12 protein-coding genes are annotated in these 15,864 nt (G+C 60.2%); 4 read left to right on the top strand and 8 right to left on the bottom strand.

Annotated features, from left to right (window positions below):
• Window positions 1-9: 9 nt before the first annotated feature.
• From VHB22_RS06035 to VHB22_RS06020, 4 genes are all read right to left on the bottom strand, one after another.
• Window positions 10-846 (bottom strand): ScpA family protein, encoded by an 837-nt coding sequence (locus VHB22_RS06035; RefSeq protein WP_325456048.1) that lies wholly within the window; start codon window positions 844-846, stop codon window positions 10-12.
• 298 nt (window positions 847-1,144) lie between these two features.
• Window positions 1,145-2,803, bottom strand: coding sequence for an SPOR domain-containing protein (locus tag VHB22_RS06030; protein ID WP_325456047.1), 1,659 nt, complete (start codon window positions 2,801-2,803; stop codon window positions 1,145-1,147).
• Window positions 2,804-2,862: 59 nt separating this feature from the next.
• On the bottom strand, window positions 2,863-4,623 hold the full coding sequence (gene argS, locus VHB22_RS06025) for an arginine--tRNA ligase (RefSeq protein ID WP_325456046.1): 1,761 nt from the start codon (window positions 4,621-4,623) through the stop codon (window positions 2,863-2,865).
• Between the two features lie 71 nt (window positions 4,624-4,694).
• A complete protein-coding gene (locus tag VHB22_RS06020) occupies window positions 4,695-5,927 on the bottom strand; it encodes a deoxyguanosinetriphosphate triphosphohydrolase (protein WP_325456045.1) in 1,233 nt (410 codons plus the stop codon).
• 113 nt (window positions 5,928-6,040) lie between these two features.
• Between VHB22_RS06020 and erpA the strand changes: the two genes are divergently transcribed.
• Window positions 6,041-6,364 carry an iron-sulfur cluster insertion protein ErpA gene (erpA, locus tag VHB22_RS06015; RefSeq protein ID WP_325456044.1) on the top strand — a complete coding sequence of 108 codons (324 nt, stop codon included), beginning with the start codon at window positions 6,041-6,043 and terminating at the stop codon, window positions 6,362-6,364.
• Window positions 6,365-6,410: 46 nt separating this feature from the next.
• On the top strand, window positions 6,411-7,193 hold the full coding sequence (gene xth, locus VHB22_RS06010; RefSeq protein WP_325456148.1) for an exodeoxyribonuclease III: 783 nt from the start codon (window positions 6,411-6,413) through the stop codon (window positions 7,191-7,193).
• On the opposite strand, the gene VHB22_RS06005 is transcribed toward xth, so the two are convergent.
• Together VHB22_RS06005 and ilvD are read right to left on the bottom strand one after the other, a co-directional pair.
• Window positions 7,190-8,287: a sel1 repeat family protein gene (locus tag VHB22_RS06005; RefSeq protein ID WP_325456043.1), complete on the bottom strand. Its 1,098-nt coding sequence runs from the start codon at window positions 8,285-8,287 to the stop codon at window positions 7,190-7,192. The two genes, xth and VHB22_RS06005, sit on opposite strands and share 4 nt — an antisense overlap.
• Window positions 8,274-9,998, bottom strand: coding sequence for a dihydroxy-acid dehydratase (ilvD, locus tag VHB22_RS06000; RefSeq protein WP_325456147.1), 1,725 nt, complete (start codon window positions 9,996-9,998; stop codon window positions 8,274-8,276). The genes VHB22_RS06005 and ilvD overlap by 14 nt, the downstream gene beginning before the upstream one ends.
• A 501-nt stretch (window positions 9,999-10,499) precedes the next feature.
• Here ilvD and VHB22_RS05995 point away from each other — a divergent pair.
• Together VHB22_RS05995 and VHB22_RS05990 are read left to right on the top strand one after the other, a co-directional pair.
• Window positions 10,500-11,576, top strand: a complete 1,077-nt coding sequence (locus VHB22_RS05995) for a M48 family metallopeptidase (RefSeq protein ID WP_325456042.1) — start codon at window positions 10,500-10,502, stop codon at window positions 11,574-11,576.
• 93 nt (window positions 11,577-11,669) lie between these two features.
• The gene (locus VHB22_RS05990) at window positions 11,670-12,266 is read left to right on the top strand and encodes a DUF2939 domain-containing protein (RefSeq protein WP_325456041.1); all 597 of its coding nucleotides are present in this window, start codon (window positions 11,670-11,672) and stop codon (window positions 12,264-12,266) included.
• Here VHB22_RS05990 and VHB22_RS05985 read toward each other — a convergent pair.
• Window positions 12,263-15,028 carry a valine--tRNA ligase gene (locus tag VHB22_RS05985; RefSeq protein WP_325456040.1) on the bottom strand — a complete coding sequence of 922 codons (2,766 nt, stop codon included), beginning with the start codon at window positions 15,026-15,028 and terminating at the stop codon, window positions 12,263-12,265. The genes VHB22_RS05990 and VHB22_RS05985 overlap by 4 nt on opposite strands.
• A gap of 120 nt (window positions 15,029-15,148) precedes the next feature.
• The gene (locus tag VHB22_RS05980) at window positions 15,149-15,850 is read right to left on the bottom strand and encodes a DUF2497 domain-containing protein (RefSeq protein ID WP_325456039.1); all 702 of its coding nucleotides are present in this window, start codon (window positions 15,848-15,850) and stop codon (window positions 15,149-15,151) included.
• Window positions 15,851-15,864: the final 14 nt, after the last annotated feature.

The following is a 15,864-nucleotide window of genomic DNA, read 5'->3' as shown; positions in this document are numbered from 1 at the left end:
ACGGCGGCGCTAGCCGATCTTTTCCCACTCAGCCCCTGCTTCACGTTTGCGCATATAGATCGGCGCGAACGGCTCGTCCTGGCGAAGCTCGATTAACCCTTCTCGCGCCATTTCGAGCGTTGCCCCGAAAGAGCTGGCCAGCGCTGAGCGCTCCTCCTCGTTTCGGGGCAGATACTGCTCAAGGAAAAGATCGAGCTGCGCCCAATCCCCTTCCGTCGCACCGACCAGCTTTTGCAGCCGCATCCGCGCTTCCTTGATCGACCACACCCGTCGCATCTTGACGACGTGGACGACTTTTATCGTCCGCTTGCGTTGGTCTGCATAGGCTTTCAGAAGATCGTAGATCGTCGCGGTGTAGGTCGTATCCCGCGTGACGCGAACCCGTTCCGGCTGACCACGTGCGAAAACATCCTTGTCGAGCCGCCGCCGCGTAAAGAGTGTGGCGGCCTTCTCCCGCATGGCATCCAGACGCATCAGGCGGAAAGCCAGCCGTTGCGCCATTTCCTCCGCCGACGCCGTGTCTGCATCGTCTTTCTCTTTCGGCAGCAAGAGACGCGATTTCAGAAAAGCGAGCCAAGCCGCCATGACGAGATAGTCGGCGGCAATCTCGAGTTTCAACTGCTGCGCCCCGGCAATGAAGCCGAGATATTGCTCGACCAGCGCCAAAATGGAGATTTTTGAAAGATCGACCTTTTGTGTTCGGGCGAGCGCCAAGAGCAGATCGAGCGGGCCTTCAAAGCCATCGATATCGACGACGAAAGCCTCCTCGGCCGTCGGCATGGCCTCGAAACTGAGGGCATCCCATTCCTGCGCGCCCGGCTCACCTTGTGTGGTCGTTTCTGTCATCGCTCTTATGGAATTCGATACCCGTTGGGGCGCCCTTGATCGGGATCCGGCGCTCAACATTACACTGATTCAGACAGCGGGAGTCCGCCCGCTCGATGTGCGGATCGCAAGCGAATAGGTTGCAGCGGCCCCGTAAATCGTAAGACTCGGATTGGCGAATGCAAGCATACCGGCCGTTGGGGCCTTCGTATGCTGACGATCTGACGCGACCCCGATTTACGGAATGACCGCCAAACAAACAAAAATGGCCGAAGCACCGGCATCGGCCATTTGGAGTTCGCCGTATTTCATATACCCGTCAATAAGACGTCACCCAGCAGGTCGTGTAGCCGGCCGCCTTGAGCTCTGAACAGACGTTGTTCGCTTCTCTGCGAGACCCGGGCGGACCGACGATCAATCGATCATAACTGCCCTTGGCGCCGAGATTCGCGCTTGCCACATCGGGCGTCTTCCCGGCGAGCGCAGACGAATACTTCTGCTGCATGTCTGCGTACCGCTTGAGAGCATCCATGCGGCTCGACGACGAATGCGGAATCGATGCGAGCACCGCGACAAAGCCGCTCGACTTGCCCGACGTAACCGGCGCTCCCGGCTCATAAGCGTCCGAGGTCATCCCGGATTCGGCGCGGGCGACCCTCTTTAGCCGCCTCTTGCTGTGGACGGGCGTGTCATTCGCATCCACGCTGCCTGTGGTCGATGGCTTGGCATTGAGCGTTGTGATCTTCACAGGCGCTGCTTTTTTCATCGGCGCAGGTGTGTCGTCGCCGCTCACCGACTTTGTTACTTGCGACGGAGGTTCATCACGCGCAGGTGGTGGCGGCTGACCGGCATTCGCATGCTGCTGGCCGAAGACATCGACCAGCGACGTCCCGGGAACGGAAACCTGGCTTGGCGCCGCGGGGCCACTGTCAGGCGGCTGTTGAATGGATCCGTCGCGCCCTACGACCAGCGTCGATACTTTCCTGGGACCGCCATCGATGGGTTCCGAGTCGGCAGATGCGGCCTGTGCGTTGTCGGGCGCTGCAGGCGGCAGAGGTGCAGTCGCCGGGCCTCCGGCCGAAGAAGATGTGCCGTCACCTAACCGGCCCATGATCTTGGTATCGGTGTAGGGAAAGACCTTGCCGCCGGCATCAGCAGGCTTCGTCTTCGCCGGAAACGCCTCGCTCTTGATGATGGGCGGATCGCCCTGAGGCTCGCTGAGGCCAAGCTTTTTGTATCCGTAAGCCATGGTGCCGCCAACGAGGATAGCACCGGCAAGCGCTGCGACGACCATGAGCGGACGGCGGCTGCGCGGTGCCTCCTCGTCATCATAGTCGCCTTCGTCGTCGTAGGCGTCGAGCTCCCCGCCCTCGGCTTGCGCAAAACCAAGGTTATCGCCCTGCTCCTGGTAGGGATCCGGACCGAAGTCCCCCGGCTGCCCCGCCCAGTCAGAGGCACTGAGCTCCGGTTCGCGATAGGCCTGCTCGCCATATGTCGGACCGCCATGGCTCGGCTGTGCATACCCCGAGCCGCCATACGACCCAGCCGAAAACCCCGGCTGCTCGGCGCCGGTCCGCCCCGGCCATTGCGGTGCAGGCTGCGGCTGCCCAAATCCCGGCGCCTGCTCGCGACGTCCGAACGATGGCCCATTGGACGGAGGAACATAGGGCTCGAATTGTGGCGCGTATGGATCAGACGCAGGCGACGGAGCCGATTGCTCGTGACGCGCGCCCGGTTGCAGCGCGCCCCAGTGGCCATAATCCGGCTGCTGCGGCGGGGCTTGGCCATATCCAGGCTGGTGACCGTAGTCGTTATCCTGCGGCGGCCAGGCATTTGCTGGCTGCTGCGTATATCCGGGTTGAGACTGCGGCTGAGCGTGGGGATTGACCCACGAGGGCTGACGCGATTGCTCGTGGTTTGGCTGGCGGGCAGCGGCCCGCGCCCCATTCGGTCCTGGATATGCGTTCTGCGAGGACATCGCGAAACCCCTCAATATCGGGCGCAGCACCCCTTGCGCCAAATCTTCGATTCGAGACTTTACCGCATCGCTTCGGGAGCCTCGACGCCGAGAATGTCCAGTCCCGATTTTATCACCGTCTTTGTCGCTATGATCAGCGCCAAGCGTGCAGCAGTCGCAACCCCGTCATTTGACTGGATAAATCGTAAATGTGGCGAATCGTTGCCTCGTGTCCATTGGGAGTGGAGAGCACTTGCCAGATCATAGAGATAGAACGCCACGCGATGCGGTTCATGCGCCGATGCAGCGCCGTCGACGAGACGCGGAAATGCCGCCAGACGCTTGACGAGATCGATCTCACCTGGATCGGTGAGGCTTGATAGGTCGGCATTCTTCAAGGCTTCAACGGAAACATCGAGACCCGGGATCTGCTCGACGGCGTTGCGCAGCACGCTCGCCGATCTCGCATGTGCATATTGCACGTAGAAGACGGGATTATCCTTCGACTGCTCCGTCACCTTGGCAAAATCGAAATCCAAGGTTTCCTGGTTTTTCCGGTAGAGCATCATGTAACGCACAGGGTCGCGGCCAACCTCGTCGACGACATCGCGAAGCGTCACGAAAGTCCCAGCCCGCTTCGACATCTTGTAGGGCTCGCCAGCCTTGAAGAGCCGGACGAGTTGCACAACCTTCACGTCGAGATCGGCAGCTTTGTCGGAAAGCGCCGCAACCACCGCCTTGATACGCGGAATATAGCCGACATGGTCGGCGCCGAAGACGTTGATCAGGTGCCGGAAGCCGCGCTGCAACTTGTCGTAATGGTAGGCGGCGTCGCCCGCGAAATACGTGTAGCTGCCGTCCGACTTCTGCAGCGCACGGTCTTCATCGTCACCAAAGGCCGTCGATTTGAAAAGCGTCTGGACACGATCTTCCCACTCTCCGTCGTCGTGGCCCTTGGGCTTTTCGAGCTTGCCCTCGTAGATCAACCCCTTTTTCCGCAGTTCCTCTATGGCAGCCTTAATCTGGTCGCGGCCGCCAGACCGCAACGATGCTTCTGAGAAAAAGACGTCGTGCCGGATATTGAGGGCAGCAAGATCGTCCTTGATCATCTCCATCATTTTTTCGATCGCAAACGATCGAACGATCGGCAGCCACCGTTCTTCCGGCATATTGATCAGGGATTTCCCGTGCTCCTTGGCCAGCGCAACGCCGACCGGCTGCAAATACTCCCCGGGATAGAGCCCTTCCGGAATGGCGCCGATGTCATCGCCCAGCGCCTCGCGATATCGGAGGTACGCTGACCGTGCCAGCACATCGACCTGTCCGCCTGCATCATTGATGTAATATTCGCGCGTGACGTTGTAGCCTGCAAACACTAGCAGATTTGCAAGCGCATCTCCGAACACTGCGCCGCGGCAATGCCCAACGTGCATCGGTCCCGTTGGATTAGCCGAAACGTATTCAACGTTGAGCTTCCCGTCGCTCCGTTCCGACCCCGCTCCGTAGGCTGAGCCACGCTGCAGGATCGTGCGGATGAGATCGTGCCACACTTCGCTTTTGAAGGTGATGTTCAGAAATCCCGGCCCGGCGACTTCGATTTTCGCAATGTCAGGATGCGCTTCGAGCTTCGACTTCAGTGCCTCCGCGATATCACGCGGCTTCATCTTGGCCGCTTTCGCCAGCACCAGGGCCGCGTTCACCGCAATATCCCCGTGGCTCGCATCGCGCGGGGGCTCGGCCTCGAAATCCGGCAACGGAAGATCGGCAGGCAGCGCGCCTTCGCTTTTCAACGCTTCGAGCGCGGCTCTGACGCGCGTTTGCACTTCGGTGAAAACGTTCATGGGAGTCCTTGAGATGCTTATCCTGCCCCCATTCCAAGCGCAGACGAATGAGAGAGGGAGTTTTCTCGCGCCTATCGCAGTTCCGCGGTGGCGTCAAACAATCGGCGATATTCGGCAAGAGCGTAGCGATCGGTCTGCCCGGCAAGAAAGTCGCATGCGAGCCGCGCACGTCGGCGCAAATCGAGCCCTTCGGACGCCGCACGCCAATCCTCCGGCAGCGCCGCGCGATCGGCGTTGTACCGCTCGAAAAGATTGCGAACGATCTTCTCCGCGCGCTCCATAACGTCGAGCACCTTGCGGTGATGGTAGACGGCTTGGAAAAGAAACGACTTAAGCTGCATAAGATCGTCCGCCATTGGTGCCGAAAATGCGATCACCGCCCGGCCCGCATCGCGAACGTCATCGCTCGATCTCGGTGCTAGCTTGGCGAGCTGGCGCCTGCTTTCCGCAATCAGATCACTCACCATGACGGTGATCATGCGCCGCGTAATTTCGTAAATCGCGCGCCCGGGTTCCGCGTCACGCGCCAGTGCGGCGACATCACGAGTGATTTCTCCTGCGAGCGGCGTCTCCGACAAGACATCGAGCGAAATCAACCCCGCGCGCAAACCGTCATCCACATCGTGCGAAAGATAAGCAATGTCGTCGGCAAGGCTCGCGACCTGGGCCTCGGCGGATGCCCACTTATCGAGCGCAAGGGGCCGCCATGCGTCCTCAAGATGATGGACCGCTTTCGCAACGGCCAATGCACGGTCCGCGACGGGGCCGTTGTGTTTCGCTAGCCCTTCAAGCGTCTCCCACGTCAAGTTGAGCCCATCGAAGGCCAGATACTTGCGTTCGAGGTTGGTCACGATGCGAATAGATTGGGCGTTATGATCGAAACCGCCGAAGTCAGCCATTGCCGTGTCGAGTGCCCGTTCTCCCGCATGTCCGAACGGCGAATGCCCGAGATCGTGGGCCAGCGCGACCGTCTCGGCGAGGTCCTCGTCGAGCCGAAGCTGGCGCGCAACCGTGCGGGCTATTTGAGCCACCTCAAGCGTATGCGTCAGCCGGGTCCGGTAGTGATCGCCCTCATGGGGCAGAAAGACCTGTGTCTTGTAGGTTAAACGCCGGAACGCTGTCGAATGAAGCACTCTGTCCCGATCGCGCTGAAACGGGCTGCGAGTCGTACATTCGGGTTCCGCATGGAACCGCCCCCGCGTGGGCTCTGCACTCGCGGCATAGCAGGCAGGCGCGCGTTCGCCGGGCTGCAGCTTTTCCCCGTAATCGTCGGGATCGATGTCCGGCTTTAACCTGATTGGCATAGACTGCCGCACTTGGTATTTAACTTGATCATGCGCCTTCCTATCTTTTCGGAACCGAAGGCGCCACCCACGCCCGCTGTCGTTTTCCTTTTTTCAAAAGCTACGCCGAGACCATGACCGTCACCGTTACCGATCGAGCCGCGACACGAATTTCCGAAATCGCTGGTAGCGAACCCGCGTCTCCCGTTTTGCGTGTTTCCGTCGAGGGCGGCGGCTGTTCCGGCTTTCAGTATAAGTTCGATCTCGTCGATGCGCGGGAGGCGGACGATTTTGTCATCGAGCGAAACGGCGCGGTCGTGGTGATCGATCCGGTATCGCTGCAATACATGGACGGCGCCGAGATCGATTTCGTCGACGACCTCATCGGCGCCGCTTTCAAGATCAAAAACCCCGTTGCAACCGCCTCCTGCGGCTGTGGCACCAGCTTCTCGATCTGACCAATCAAAAATTGCTTTAGGCGCGCCGCAGTGGCACATGGACGCCATGATCGTCACCACGTGGAACATCAACGGCGTCAAGGCGCGACTTGAATCGGTGCTGGCCTATCTGCGTCAGCATGGGCCGGACGTCATCTGCTTTCAGGAAATAAAGTCGGTCGACGAAGGCTTTCCGAAAGCGGCCTTTGAAGACCTCGGTTATAACGTCGCGACCAACGGCCAGAAGGGGTTCAATGGCGTCGCGATCCTCTCAAAGTCGCCTCTCGAAGACGTAACGCGCGGTTTGCCGGGCGATGATCTCGATGTGCATGCCCGCTGGATCGAAGCGTCGGTTCCACTCGGCAATCGCATGATCCGCATCGTATCGCTCTACCTGCCGAACGGTAATCCGATTGGCACCGAGAAATTCGCCTACAAACTCTCCTGGATGAAGCGGATGCAGAGGCGCGCGCTGCAATTACTCGACGACGAGATGCCCCTGGTCCTCGCGGGCGACTTCAACGTCATTCCGGACCCGGTCGATGCCAAGCGCCCGCAGGCGTGGGTCAACGACGCGCTATTCCAACCCGAAAGCCGTGCCGCTTGGCGCGCTCTTGTAAACCACGGCTTCACCGACGCGACCCGCGCCTGCCATCCGGGGCCGGGCGTCTACACATTTTGGGATTATCAGGCTGGCGCCTTCCAGAAAGACGACGGCATCCGCATCGACCACATGCTGCTTTCTGCTCAGGCAGCCGATCTCCTCGTGTCATCGGGAATCGACCGCGCCACCCGGGCACAAGAGAAGCCTTCCGATCACGCGCCGGTCTGGATCAAGCTCGCCGCCTAGCGCGCTTCACCCTGCGGCACGGTTGCTGTCGGCGCAAAGCCGCTCGGCGCGGATTGCGCACCGACGCCCGCAGCTCTTGCGAAGCCGGAGGCTTTTCCCAATTCAATGTCGATAGCGACACTGCGATGCGCCGCGGACCGCGATGCATTTATCGGCGGTGGAACTGCAGCTGGAGCACTAATCGCCGTCATCGGCCGCACCAGTTCGCCGTTGGCGCAGGTCCGGATTGGCTCAGCGTTAAGCTCGTCGAGGCCGTCTCGGTCATCGCGCACGATCGGACGGCGGCCGTAGCGATTGTGCCATTCGGCAACGCGGCCGGTCGCCTGCTGACGAACGCCTTCGCCCGCGTTGCAGAAGATGTTCTGGTAGATGTCCTCGATCCACACGCGCTCATTCGGCGGCGCGTTGGAAACGGCAACGTCAATCAGATTGAGCGCGGCCGCCTGATCCTTCTGAACGAACTTGCCGCGCCACAACAAATCGGCAAGAAACGCTTGCGCTCCAGGATGCCCGGCGCGCGAGAGACGCGACAGCCAATGCCGGCCGTTTTCGATTTTGCTCGCCGGATCTTCATAACCCGCGATCTCCGGTCCTTCGCCGCGGAGCAAAACTTTCGCAAGCTCGAATTGCGCGTCTTCGTCGTTGAACGTCAGCGCCGCGCGCTGCAAATCCAAATCCGCCAATTCGATATTCGGACGGATGCCGGCATCTTTGATGCCATTGCGCAAGTACATCGAAACCGCCGTCAGCGACTTTGCCGCAATCGGCGCTAAATCCTCGTCATCCGGATCGATGTCCTTGAGTTCGTCGGCGAGTTCTTTGTAAAGCCGGAACGCCTTGCCATGATCGGTATAGGCGCCATCGTTGTCGCCGTAGATGCGCGCTTCGTAAAAGCGCGCAATCCGCGGTTTGGTCGCCTCAAGCGCTTCGAATGCTGGAAGCGCCAATTCGTAATATCCACCGTTGAAGGCCGAGATACCTTGCTTCATGGCGTCGTCGGACGACCGGAATGCCACCTGGTCCGCCATTGCGAAGCTCAGCGTCGAGAAAAAAACGACGACGCTTCCCGCGAGCGCAAATCTAAATGTCCGCATAGCAGTGCACTTCCGCCTTTCCGCCCGCATGGGTTACGGCGCCGTACCTGGCCGGTCCCACTTGGTCTGCAAATTTTTTCAGTGCCCCTGACTGATACATATTCGGCGGCGCCTTCCACGTTTTGCGCCGTCGCCCCAATTCCTCTTCGCTGACATCGACGTCGAGCGTTCCAGCCTCCGTATCGATGATGATCACGTCCCCATCTTTGAGAAGCCCGATGGGCCCTCCGACTGCGGCCTCCGGTCCGACGTGACCGATGCAAAGGCCGCGCGTACCGCCGGAGAAGCGTCCGTCGGTGATGAGCGCGACCTTGTCGCCCGCGCCCTGCCCATAAAGAGCGGCAGTGGTCGACAGCATCTCCCGCATGCCGGGACCGCCCTTCGGTCCCTCGTAGCGGATGACGATCACGTCGCCATCTTTGTAATCGCGCGTTTCGACGGCGTGGAAAGCGTCTTCCTCGCAATCAAAACATCTTGCCGTACCGCGGAATTTCAAAGTCTTGAGCCCAGCTACTTTTACAATCGCGCCGTCTGGCGCCAGCGAGCCCTTGAGCCCGACGACGCCGCCCGTCGGCGAGATCGGATTGGAAACCGGAAATACGACTTTCTGGTCGCAATTGAATTTTACGGCTTCGAGATTCTGCGCGAGCGTCTTTCCGGTCACAGTGAGACAGTCGCCATGCAGGATGCCACCTTCGAGAAGGGCCTTCAGAATCTGCGGAACACCGCCGATATCGAAAACATCCTTGGCGACATACCGGCCGCCAGGCTTCAGATCGGCAATGTACGGCGTCTTCCTGAAAATATCGGCGACATCGAAAAGGTCGAAGTCGATGCCGACCTCATTTGCCATGGCGGGCAAGTGTAGCGCACCATTGGTCGAGCCGCCCGTCGCGGCGACAACGATGGCGGCATTCTCGAACGCTTTCCGTGTGCAAATATCACGGGGCCGTATGCCGTCCGCGATGAGCCGCATGACTGCCTTGCCACTTTCGAGCGCGTAAGCATCGCGGCTTTCATAAGGTGCCGGTGCGCCCGCCGAGCCCGGCAAAGCGAGCCCGATCGCCTCGGAGACGCATGCCATTGTGTTCGCCGTGAATTGTCCGCCACATGATCCCGCCGACGGACAAGCGACACACTCAAGCGCATGCAAGTCCTCATCCGACATCTTACCCGCCGAATGCATGCCAACGCCTTCGAAAACATCGACGACGGTGACGTCGTGGCCCTTGAACCGGCCTGGCAATATCGAACCGCCATACAGGAAAACGCTTGGCACGTTGAGCCGCAGCATCGCCATCATCATGCCCGGCAGGCTCTTGTCGCAACCCGCGATCCCAACGAGCGCGTCGTAGCAATGGCCGCGCATCGTCAGCTCGATCGAATCTGCGATCACCTCGCGTGACACGAGACTGGACTTCATCCCCTGATGCCCCATCGCGATGCCGTCGGTGACGGTGATGGTACAAAATTCTCGTGGCGTGCCACCCGCTTCCTTCACGCCCAATTTCGCAGACTGCGCTTGGCGCATCAGCGAGATGTTGCACGGCGCCGCTTCATTCCAACACGAGGCAACGCCAACGAACGGACGCTTGATGTCATCTTCCTCAAGGCCCATCGCGTAATAGTACGAACGATGAGGCGCGCGCGACGGACCCTCCGTCACATGACGGCTCGGAAGCTTCGACTTGTCGAACGTCTTCGCGTCCATTGCTTTCCTCATCGGGCTCTCTGCTTCACGTAGCGGCTGTGCATACGAATAGGGCAGAGATGCCAATCCGGCAGCCGCAAGTGCTCGATTCTATCGAAAGGACGTTGGCGCGATACGGGACCGGACTTCTGCACGTGCGCGGTTATTGTGGCTCGAAAGTGGCGGTAGCGTTTGAAAAAGTTGCTTAACAGCCACAACTCACGAGGATGGGCCGACGACCGGCCTGTCCAGTAAAACGGTCGCGCGAATTTCCGATTATTCGATCCAGGCGTCGAGTCAGGCGTCAGCGTAAGCCTATAGAGCGAGCCGAGTACGTCACTACGAGGGCCCGAGTTAGGCATCCTCGGGACATTCCCTTCTGCCTTCGCCGTGCTTAAATGAGCCAAGGCGCGGCGCTTCCGCTCCAGGGTTAACGCCGCGAACAGGTGGGCACCGATGCCGCCAAGCTCTCAGTCTCATCCCGCAAGCAGCTATTGCCGCTTCACGTCCGGACGATCCTCTTTGTCTCACGACGGCACGGCGTCACTCGGTCTGAGCGGCATCGAAATCGATCTGGGACCTGGAGAACCCAAACGCGTTTGGCATTACGCCGGACTCCACGCTTCGGAGCCGGTACGGCCCAATGCGATCGACGTGCTCCTCACGTCGCGAGACGAGCCCGGCGCATCGCTCTTTGTCCAAGGGCATGATTTCGCAGCGCGTCTGCGGGAGTTTGCCCCCCACCTCTCCTACCGATCCGTTCGTGGGCGCCGCTTAGGGCAATTTTTGCTCTTGGCAACCATGCTCGCCGTGCTGATCCTTGTGGGCTTCGCCGCTGGATGGAGCCCGATCAAATCTGTCGCCAAAACATTGCCCGAAAACTGGCGCCAGCGGCTGGGAAATGCGGCACGCGAATCGATGACTGCGCCGCATAAGCAATGTGTTGATGCCGACGGTGTTACGGCCCTCACACACTTGACCGAACGCCTGGCGAAGAACGCGCCGCCAGGAACAGCCTTCAACGTCCGCGTCTACGACTGGGACCTGATGAATGCTTTCGCCGTGCCCGGAGGTCAGATCGTGTTGACCAAGGGCCTGCTCGAAAAAGCCGAAACAGCCGATGAAGTCGCAGGCGTCCTCGGCCACGAGATGGGCCACGGCATCGAGCTGCACCCCGAGACGGCCATTCTGCGCGGCATCGGCCTCGCGACTGCCGTCCAGGTGATGCTCGGGGGCGGGGCGGGCGGTGGACTTGCGAATGTCGGTTTGATGTTGGCGCAGCTCGGCTACTCTCGCGATGCCGAACGCCAGGCGGACCAGCGGGCACTCGAATTACTGAAAGAGGCGGGTATCGCACCGAAAGGGCTCGGAAATTTCTTCGTGCGCGTGATGAAAATGGAAGCGCAGGATCCGTCCGGCGGGAACTCCGACGCCTTCACCTGGCTGCACACACACCCGCCCGTTACAGAACGCGTCGCGCTCGTTCGGAGGCAAACCGATTACCCTGCAACACCAGCGCTCGACGTGCAGTCCTGGCAAGAATTGAAAGCCATCTGCAAAACGACGGCAGCGCCCGAAAAAACCGAGGATGACGGCTGAAGGGCCGGAAAGGGCTAGTGCTCGGCCCGACGATTGTCGGAATTCATTGCAAACGTCGACCGCAATAATCGGCGCCAAGGAATGGCATAATCGATGAAACGCTTTTGCGTCGCGATCATCTTTGCTGTCGTTGCGGCGTCGGCCTACGCGGCATCGCCATTTGTGACGGCGTGGCGCATCCGCGAGGCAGTCCGCAGCGGCAATTCGGAATACCTGGCGACCGCAATCGAATGGCCAAGCGTGCGCGAAACTTTAAAACCGTCTATCGCGCATATCGCCCTGGATTTGCCCGAACAGGAACAGACCCCGCCCAAGGCCCCCACGCTCTGGCAGCGTTTCAAAGTTTATTGGGGAAAAAGCGCCGTCGATCAGCTTGTCGACAGTTACGTAACGCCGGAAGGGCTCCCGAAACTCTTCACGATGCGCAAAGCCTATCGCAACTACGTCGAAACAGACGACGGAACGAACGCGCTTCCGATTCTGGAACGAATTTCACGCGGCTGGGCTCGCGTCAAACGCGCCAAGTTCACCGCCCTGACAACCTTTGAAATCGACATGGCCGACAAGCACGACGCTTCCCGCATCTACCTCGGCAAGCTCGAACTGACGCGCACCGGTTGGAAACTGACCGGGCTTCGCCTCAGGCTTCTGACGACCGCTAAAAGCGCTATCCAAAGACTTGCGGGCTAAGCCGCATCTTCCAAGCGCCGGAGAGCCGCTGAGAAGCGTTTGATCTCCGCCTCAAGCTCGGCTTTGCGATCTTTCGCCTCTTCGATGGCTTCTTCTTTCGCCCGCTCGATGAACTGCGGATTGGAAAGCTTCGCATCCATCTTCTTAAGGTCGCTGTCTGCCTTTTCAATTTCCTTCGCAAGGCGCCGCCGTTCGGCGTCCATGTCAATGATCCCGGCGAGGGGCAACGCCGCCGTTGTTTCTCCGGCAACGATCAACGCGGCGCCCTTCGGAGCGATATCTGCGAAATCGATCTCGTCGATCCGGGCCAGCCGTTTCAGCGTCTCATCGTTATGGCGAACGCGCTCCCGCGTGAGATCGTCGGCACCGACAATGACCAGCGGGACCTTGGTGCCGGCCGGGACGCGCATCTCCGTCCGCACCGAACGGATCTCGGAAACGAGCGCGACGAGCCAGTTCACCTCGTCCACCGCGTCGCGCTCGACCAGCCCATCGAGTGCTGGCCATTGGCTGAGCGCGAGCAGATCGTCTCGCTTGACGCCGTGCTCGACCATGTGGTCCCAGAGCTCTTCCGTGATGAACGGCATGAACGGATGCAGCAGCTTTAGAATCTGATCGAGGGTCCACGCGGTCACCGCGCGCATCTCGGCCTTCGCGTCTTCGTCATCGCCCGCAAGGATCGGCTTGATCAGTTCGAGATACCAATCGCAGAACTGCCCCCACACGAATTCGTAGATCGCTGCAGCCGCGTCATTGAATTTGTAGGCTTCGAGAGCCTCGGTGACTGCTTTCGCTGTCAGCTCCGTCTCGCCGATGATCCACTTGCTGAACGTCTGCGTCGCGGATTTCGGATCGAAGTTCCGCTGGCGCACGCACTCGTTCATTTCCGCGAAGCGCGACGCATTCCAAAGTTTGGTTGCAAAATTGCGATAACCCTCGACGCGAGACTTCGCGAGCTTGATGTCGCGGCCTTGCGCGGCCATCGCTGCCAGAGTGAAGCGCAATGCGTCGGCGCCGAACTCGTCGATCAGGACGAGCGGGTCCATGACATTGCCCTTCGACTTTGACATCTTCTGCCCCTTCTCGTCGCGGACGAGGGCATGGATGTAAACGTCCTTAAACGGCACCTCTTTCATGAAGTGGAGGCCCATCATCATCATCCGGGCCACCCAGAAGAAGATGATATCGAAGCCGGTGACGAGCACGCTCGTCGGATAATATCGACCAAGCTCCGGCGTCTCGTCGGGCCACCCGAGCGTCGAGAACGGCCAAAGCGCGGACGAAAACCACGTGTCGAGCACGTCCTCATCGCGGGTCAGGGCAACGTCCTTGCCATAGTGACTATTGGCGAGCGCTCGCGCTTCTTCCTCCGTCGCTGCGACGAAGTATTTGCCATCAGGCCCGTACCAAGCCGGTATCTGATGACCCCACCACAGCTGGCGTGAAATGCACCACGGCTGGATGTTTCGCATCCACTCGAAGTAGGTCTTCTCCCAGTTCTTCGGCACGAACACGGTCTTGCCGCTCTCGACCGCAGCCATGGCAGGCTTCGCCAGCTCGCCGGCATTGACGTACCACTGATCCGTCAGCCACGGCTCGACGACGGCGCCGGAACGATCCCCGTGCGGAACAGTATGCGTCGTCGGCTCGACCTTTTCGAGCAGGCCCAGGGCGTCGATGTCCGAGACGACTTTCTTGCGCGCCTCAAAACGATCAAGACCACGATAGGCTTCGGGCACGTCGATCATCTTGCCATACGCATCGAGCACATTGATCTGCGCCAGTTCATGCCGCTTGCCGACTTCGAAGTCGTTGAAGTCGTGCGCGGGCGTGATCTTCACCGCGCCTGTACCCTTCTCAGGGTCGGAATATTCGTCGGCGACGATCGGAATCTCTCGCCCGACCAGCGGCAGCTTCACTTTCGCGCCTGCTTTGATCAGCGCCAAATAACGCTCATCCTCCGGATGCACCGCAACGCCGGTGTCGCCGAGCATCGTCTCGGGCCGCGTCGTCGCAACGACGATGTAATCCCTGTCGTAGCCCGGAACCTTCGCCGCCAGCGGATAGCGGAAATGGTACATGTGCCCGCTTGGATCTTTTGCGAGCACTTTCGCCAGTGCTGTCGCATCGAATGGCTCGCCGCTGTCTTTCGACCACGAGAACTTGCCGCGCGCCTCGACCTGCACGACTTCGAGATCGGAGATCGCTGTCTGAAACTTTGGATCCCAGTTGACGAGGCGCTTGTCCTTGTAGATCAGCCCCTCGTTATAAAGCTGCACGAAGACCTTCACGACGGCCTTCGACAAGCCCTCGTCCATCGTGAAACGCTCACGGCTCCAATCGCAGGACGCCCCTAGTCGTTTCAGCTGATTGATGATCGTGCCGCCGGATTCTTCTTTCCACGTCCAAACGCGCTTTAAGAATTCTTCGCGCCCAAGCTCACGCCGCGACGGCTGTTTATCGGCCGCGAGCCGGCGCTCGACGACCATCTGCGTCGCGATGCCTGCGTGATCGGTACCCGGCTGCCAAAGGACGTCGCGGCCGCGCATGCGCTCGAAGCGCACGAGAATGTCCTGCAGCGTGTTGTTGAGCGCGTGCCCCATATGGAGCGATCCCGTCACATTCGGCGGCGGGATCACGATCGAATAAGAAGCATTCTTTCCGCCCGAAACGGCCCGACCAGCTTTAAATGCGTCGGCCTTATCCCATTCGGAATTGATGCGCGGCTCGATCTCGGCCGGGCGGAACGTTTTTTCAAGCATCTGAGGGGGTGTCGTTTCCAACCGCGGTTGTTCGCCATCGGTGGTAAGGCTGACATTCGTTCGCTGTCAACCTTGCCACCCCCTTGGATGCAGTTCGCCGTGTCACAACCTTGAGTAACGTCAGCGCTTGCCAGTCTCGTCCATGAGTGCCTTCTCGACGATTTTGGGCATATTTTCCGTCAGCCACTGACGCAGGATCGGACGCAGCAGCTGCGCTGCGGCATCTTCCACGCCACCGCCGTTGGCGCCATGGGCGGCGTCCGTCACCGGACCCTCGGGAAGACGCGGCGGTTCGGCGCGCAGCGAAGGCTGCGGCGGCGCCTGCCGGGGCGGTTCGACGGGTGTCGGCTTGGCGGCCATTTGGCTCATGCGGCTCATACGCGTATCGAAAAAGGTCGGCATGACTCGCTTGACATCGTGAGCCTCAGGTTCCGCGACGTCCTCGGGCTGCTCCTGCCTGGCGGCCTTGAGGGCCCTCGGCGGCGGCTCGATCATGCGTCCGTGGGCAGGTTCGAACGGAATGACCGTCCGCGATCCTCGACCCCAATCGCTCTGCTGTGCATGCTGCGCGTTCGAGCCCAGCGCTTCACTCAACCGCCCGAGCAAATTGGGCCGCTCGGGCGCTGCTTGCGAAGCCGCCTTGAAGATCGCCGGCAGCTCGAATTCCAATGCCTCATCCGCGATATTTCCACGACCCCTTAATGTCGCCACACGTGCCTCCCGCCTGTCCATGTCATATTCCGGCGCTCGATCGGCAATGCTCGTGCGGATCGATGCAAGAATATCTTCGACGTCGTGTTTTGCTCCGTTCATCATCGTCATGACGCTTCCTCTCT

This window comes from Hyphomicrobium sp., from assembly GCF_035548195.1.
GTDB lineage: Bacteria > Pseudomonadota > Alphaproteobacteria > Rhizobiales > Hyphomicrobiaceae > Hyphomicrobium_B.
The sequence above is the reverse complement of the archived record's forward strand: the minus strand, read 5'-3'. Positions and strand labels throughout refer to the sequence as shown.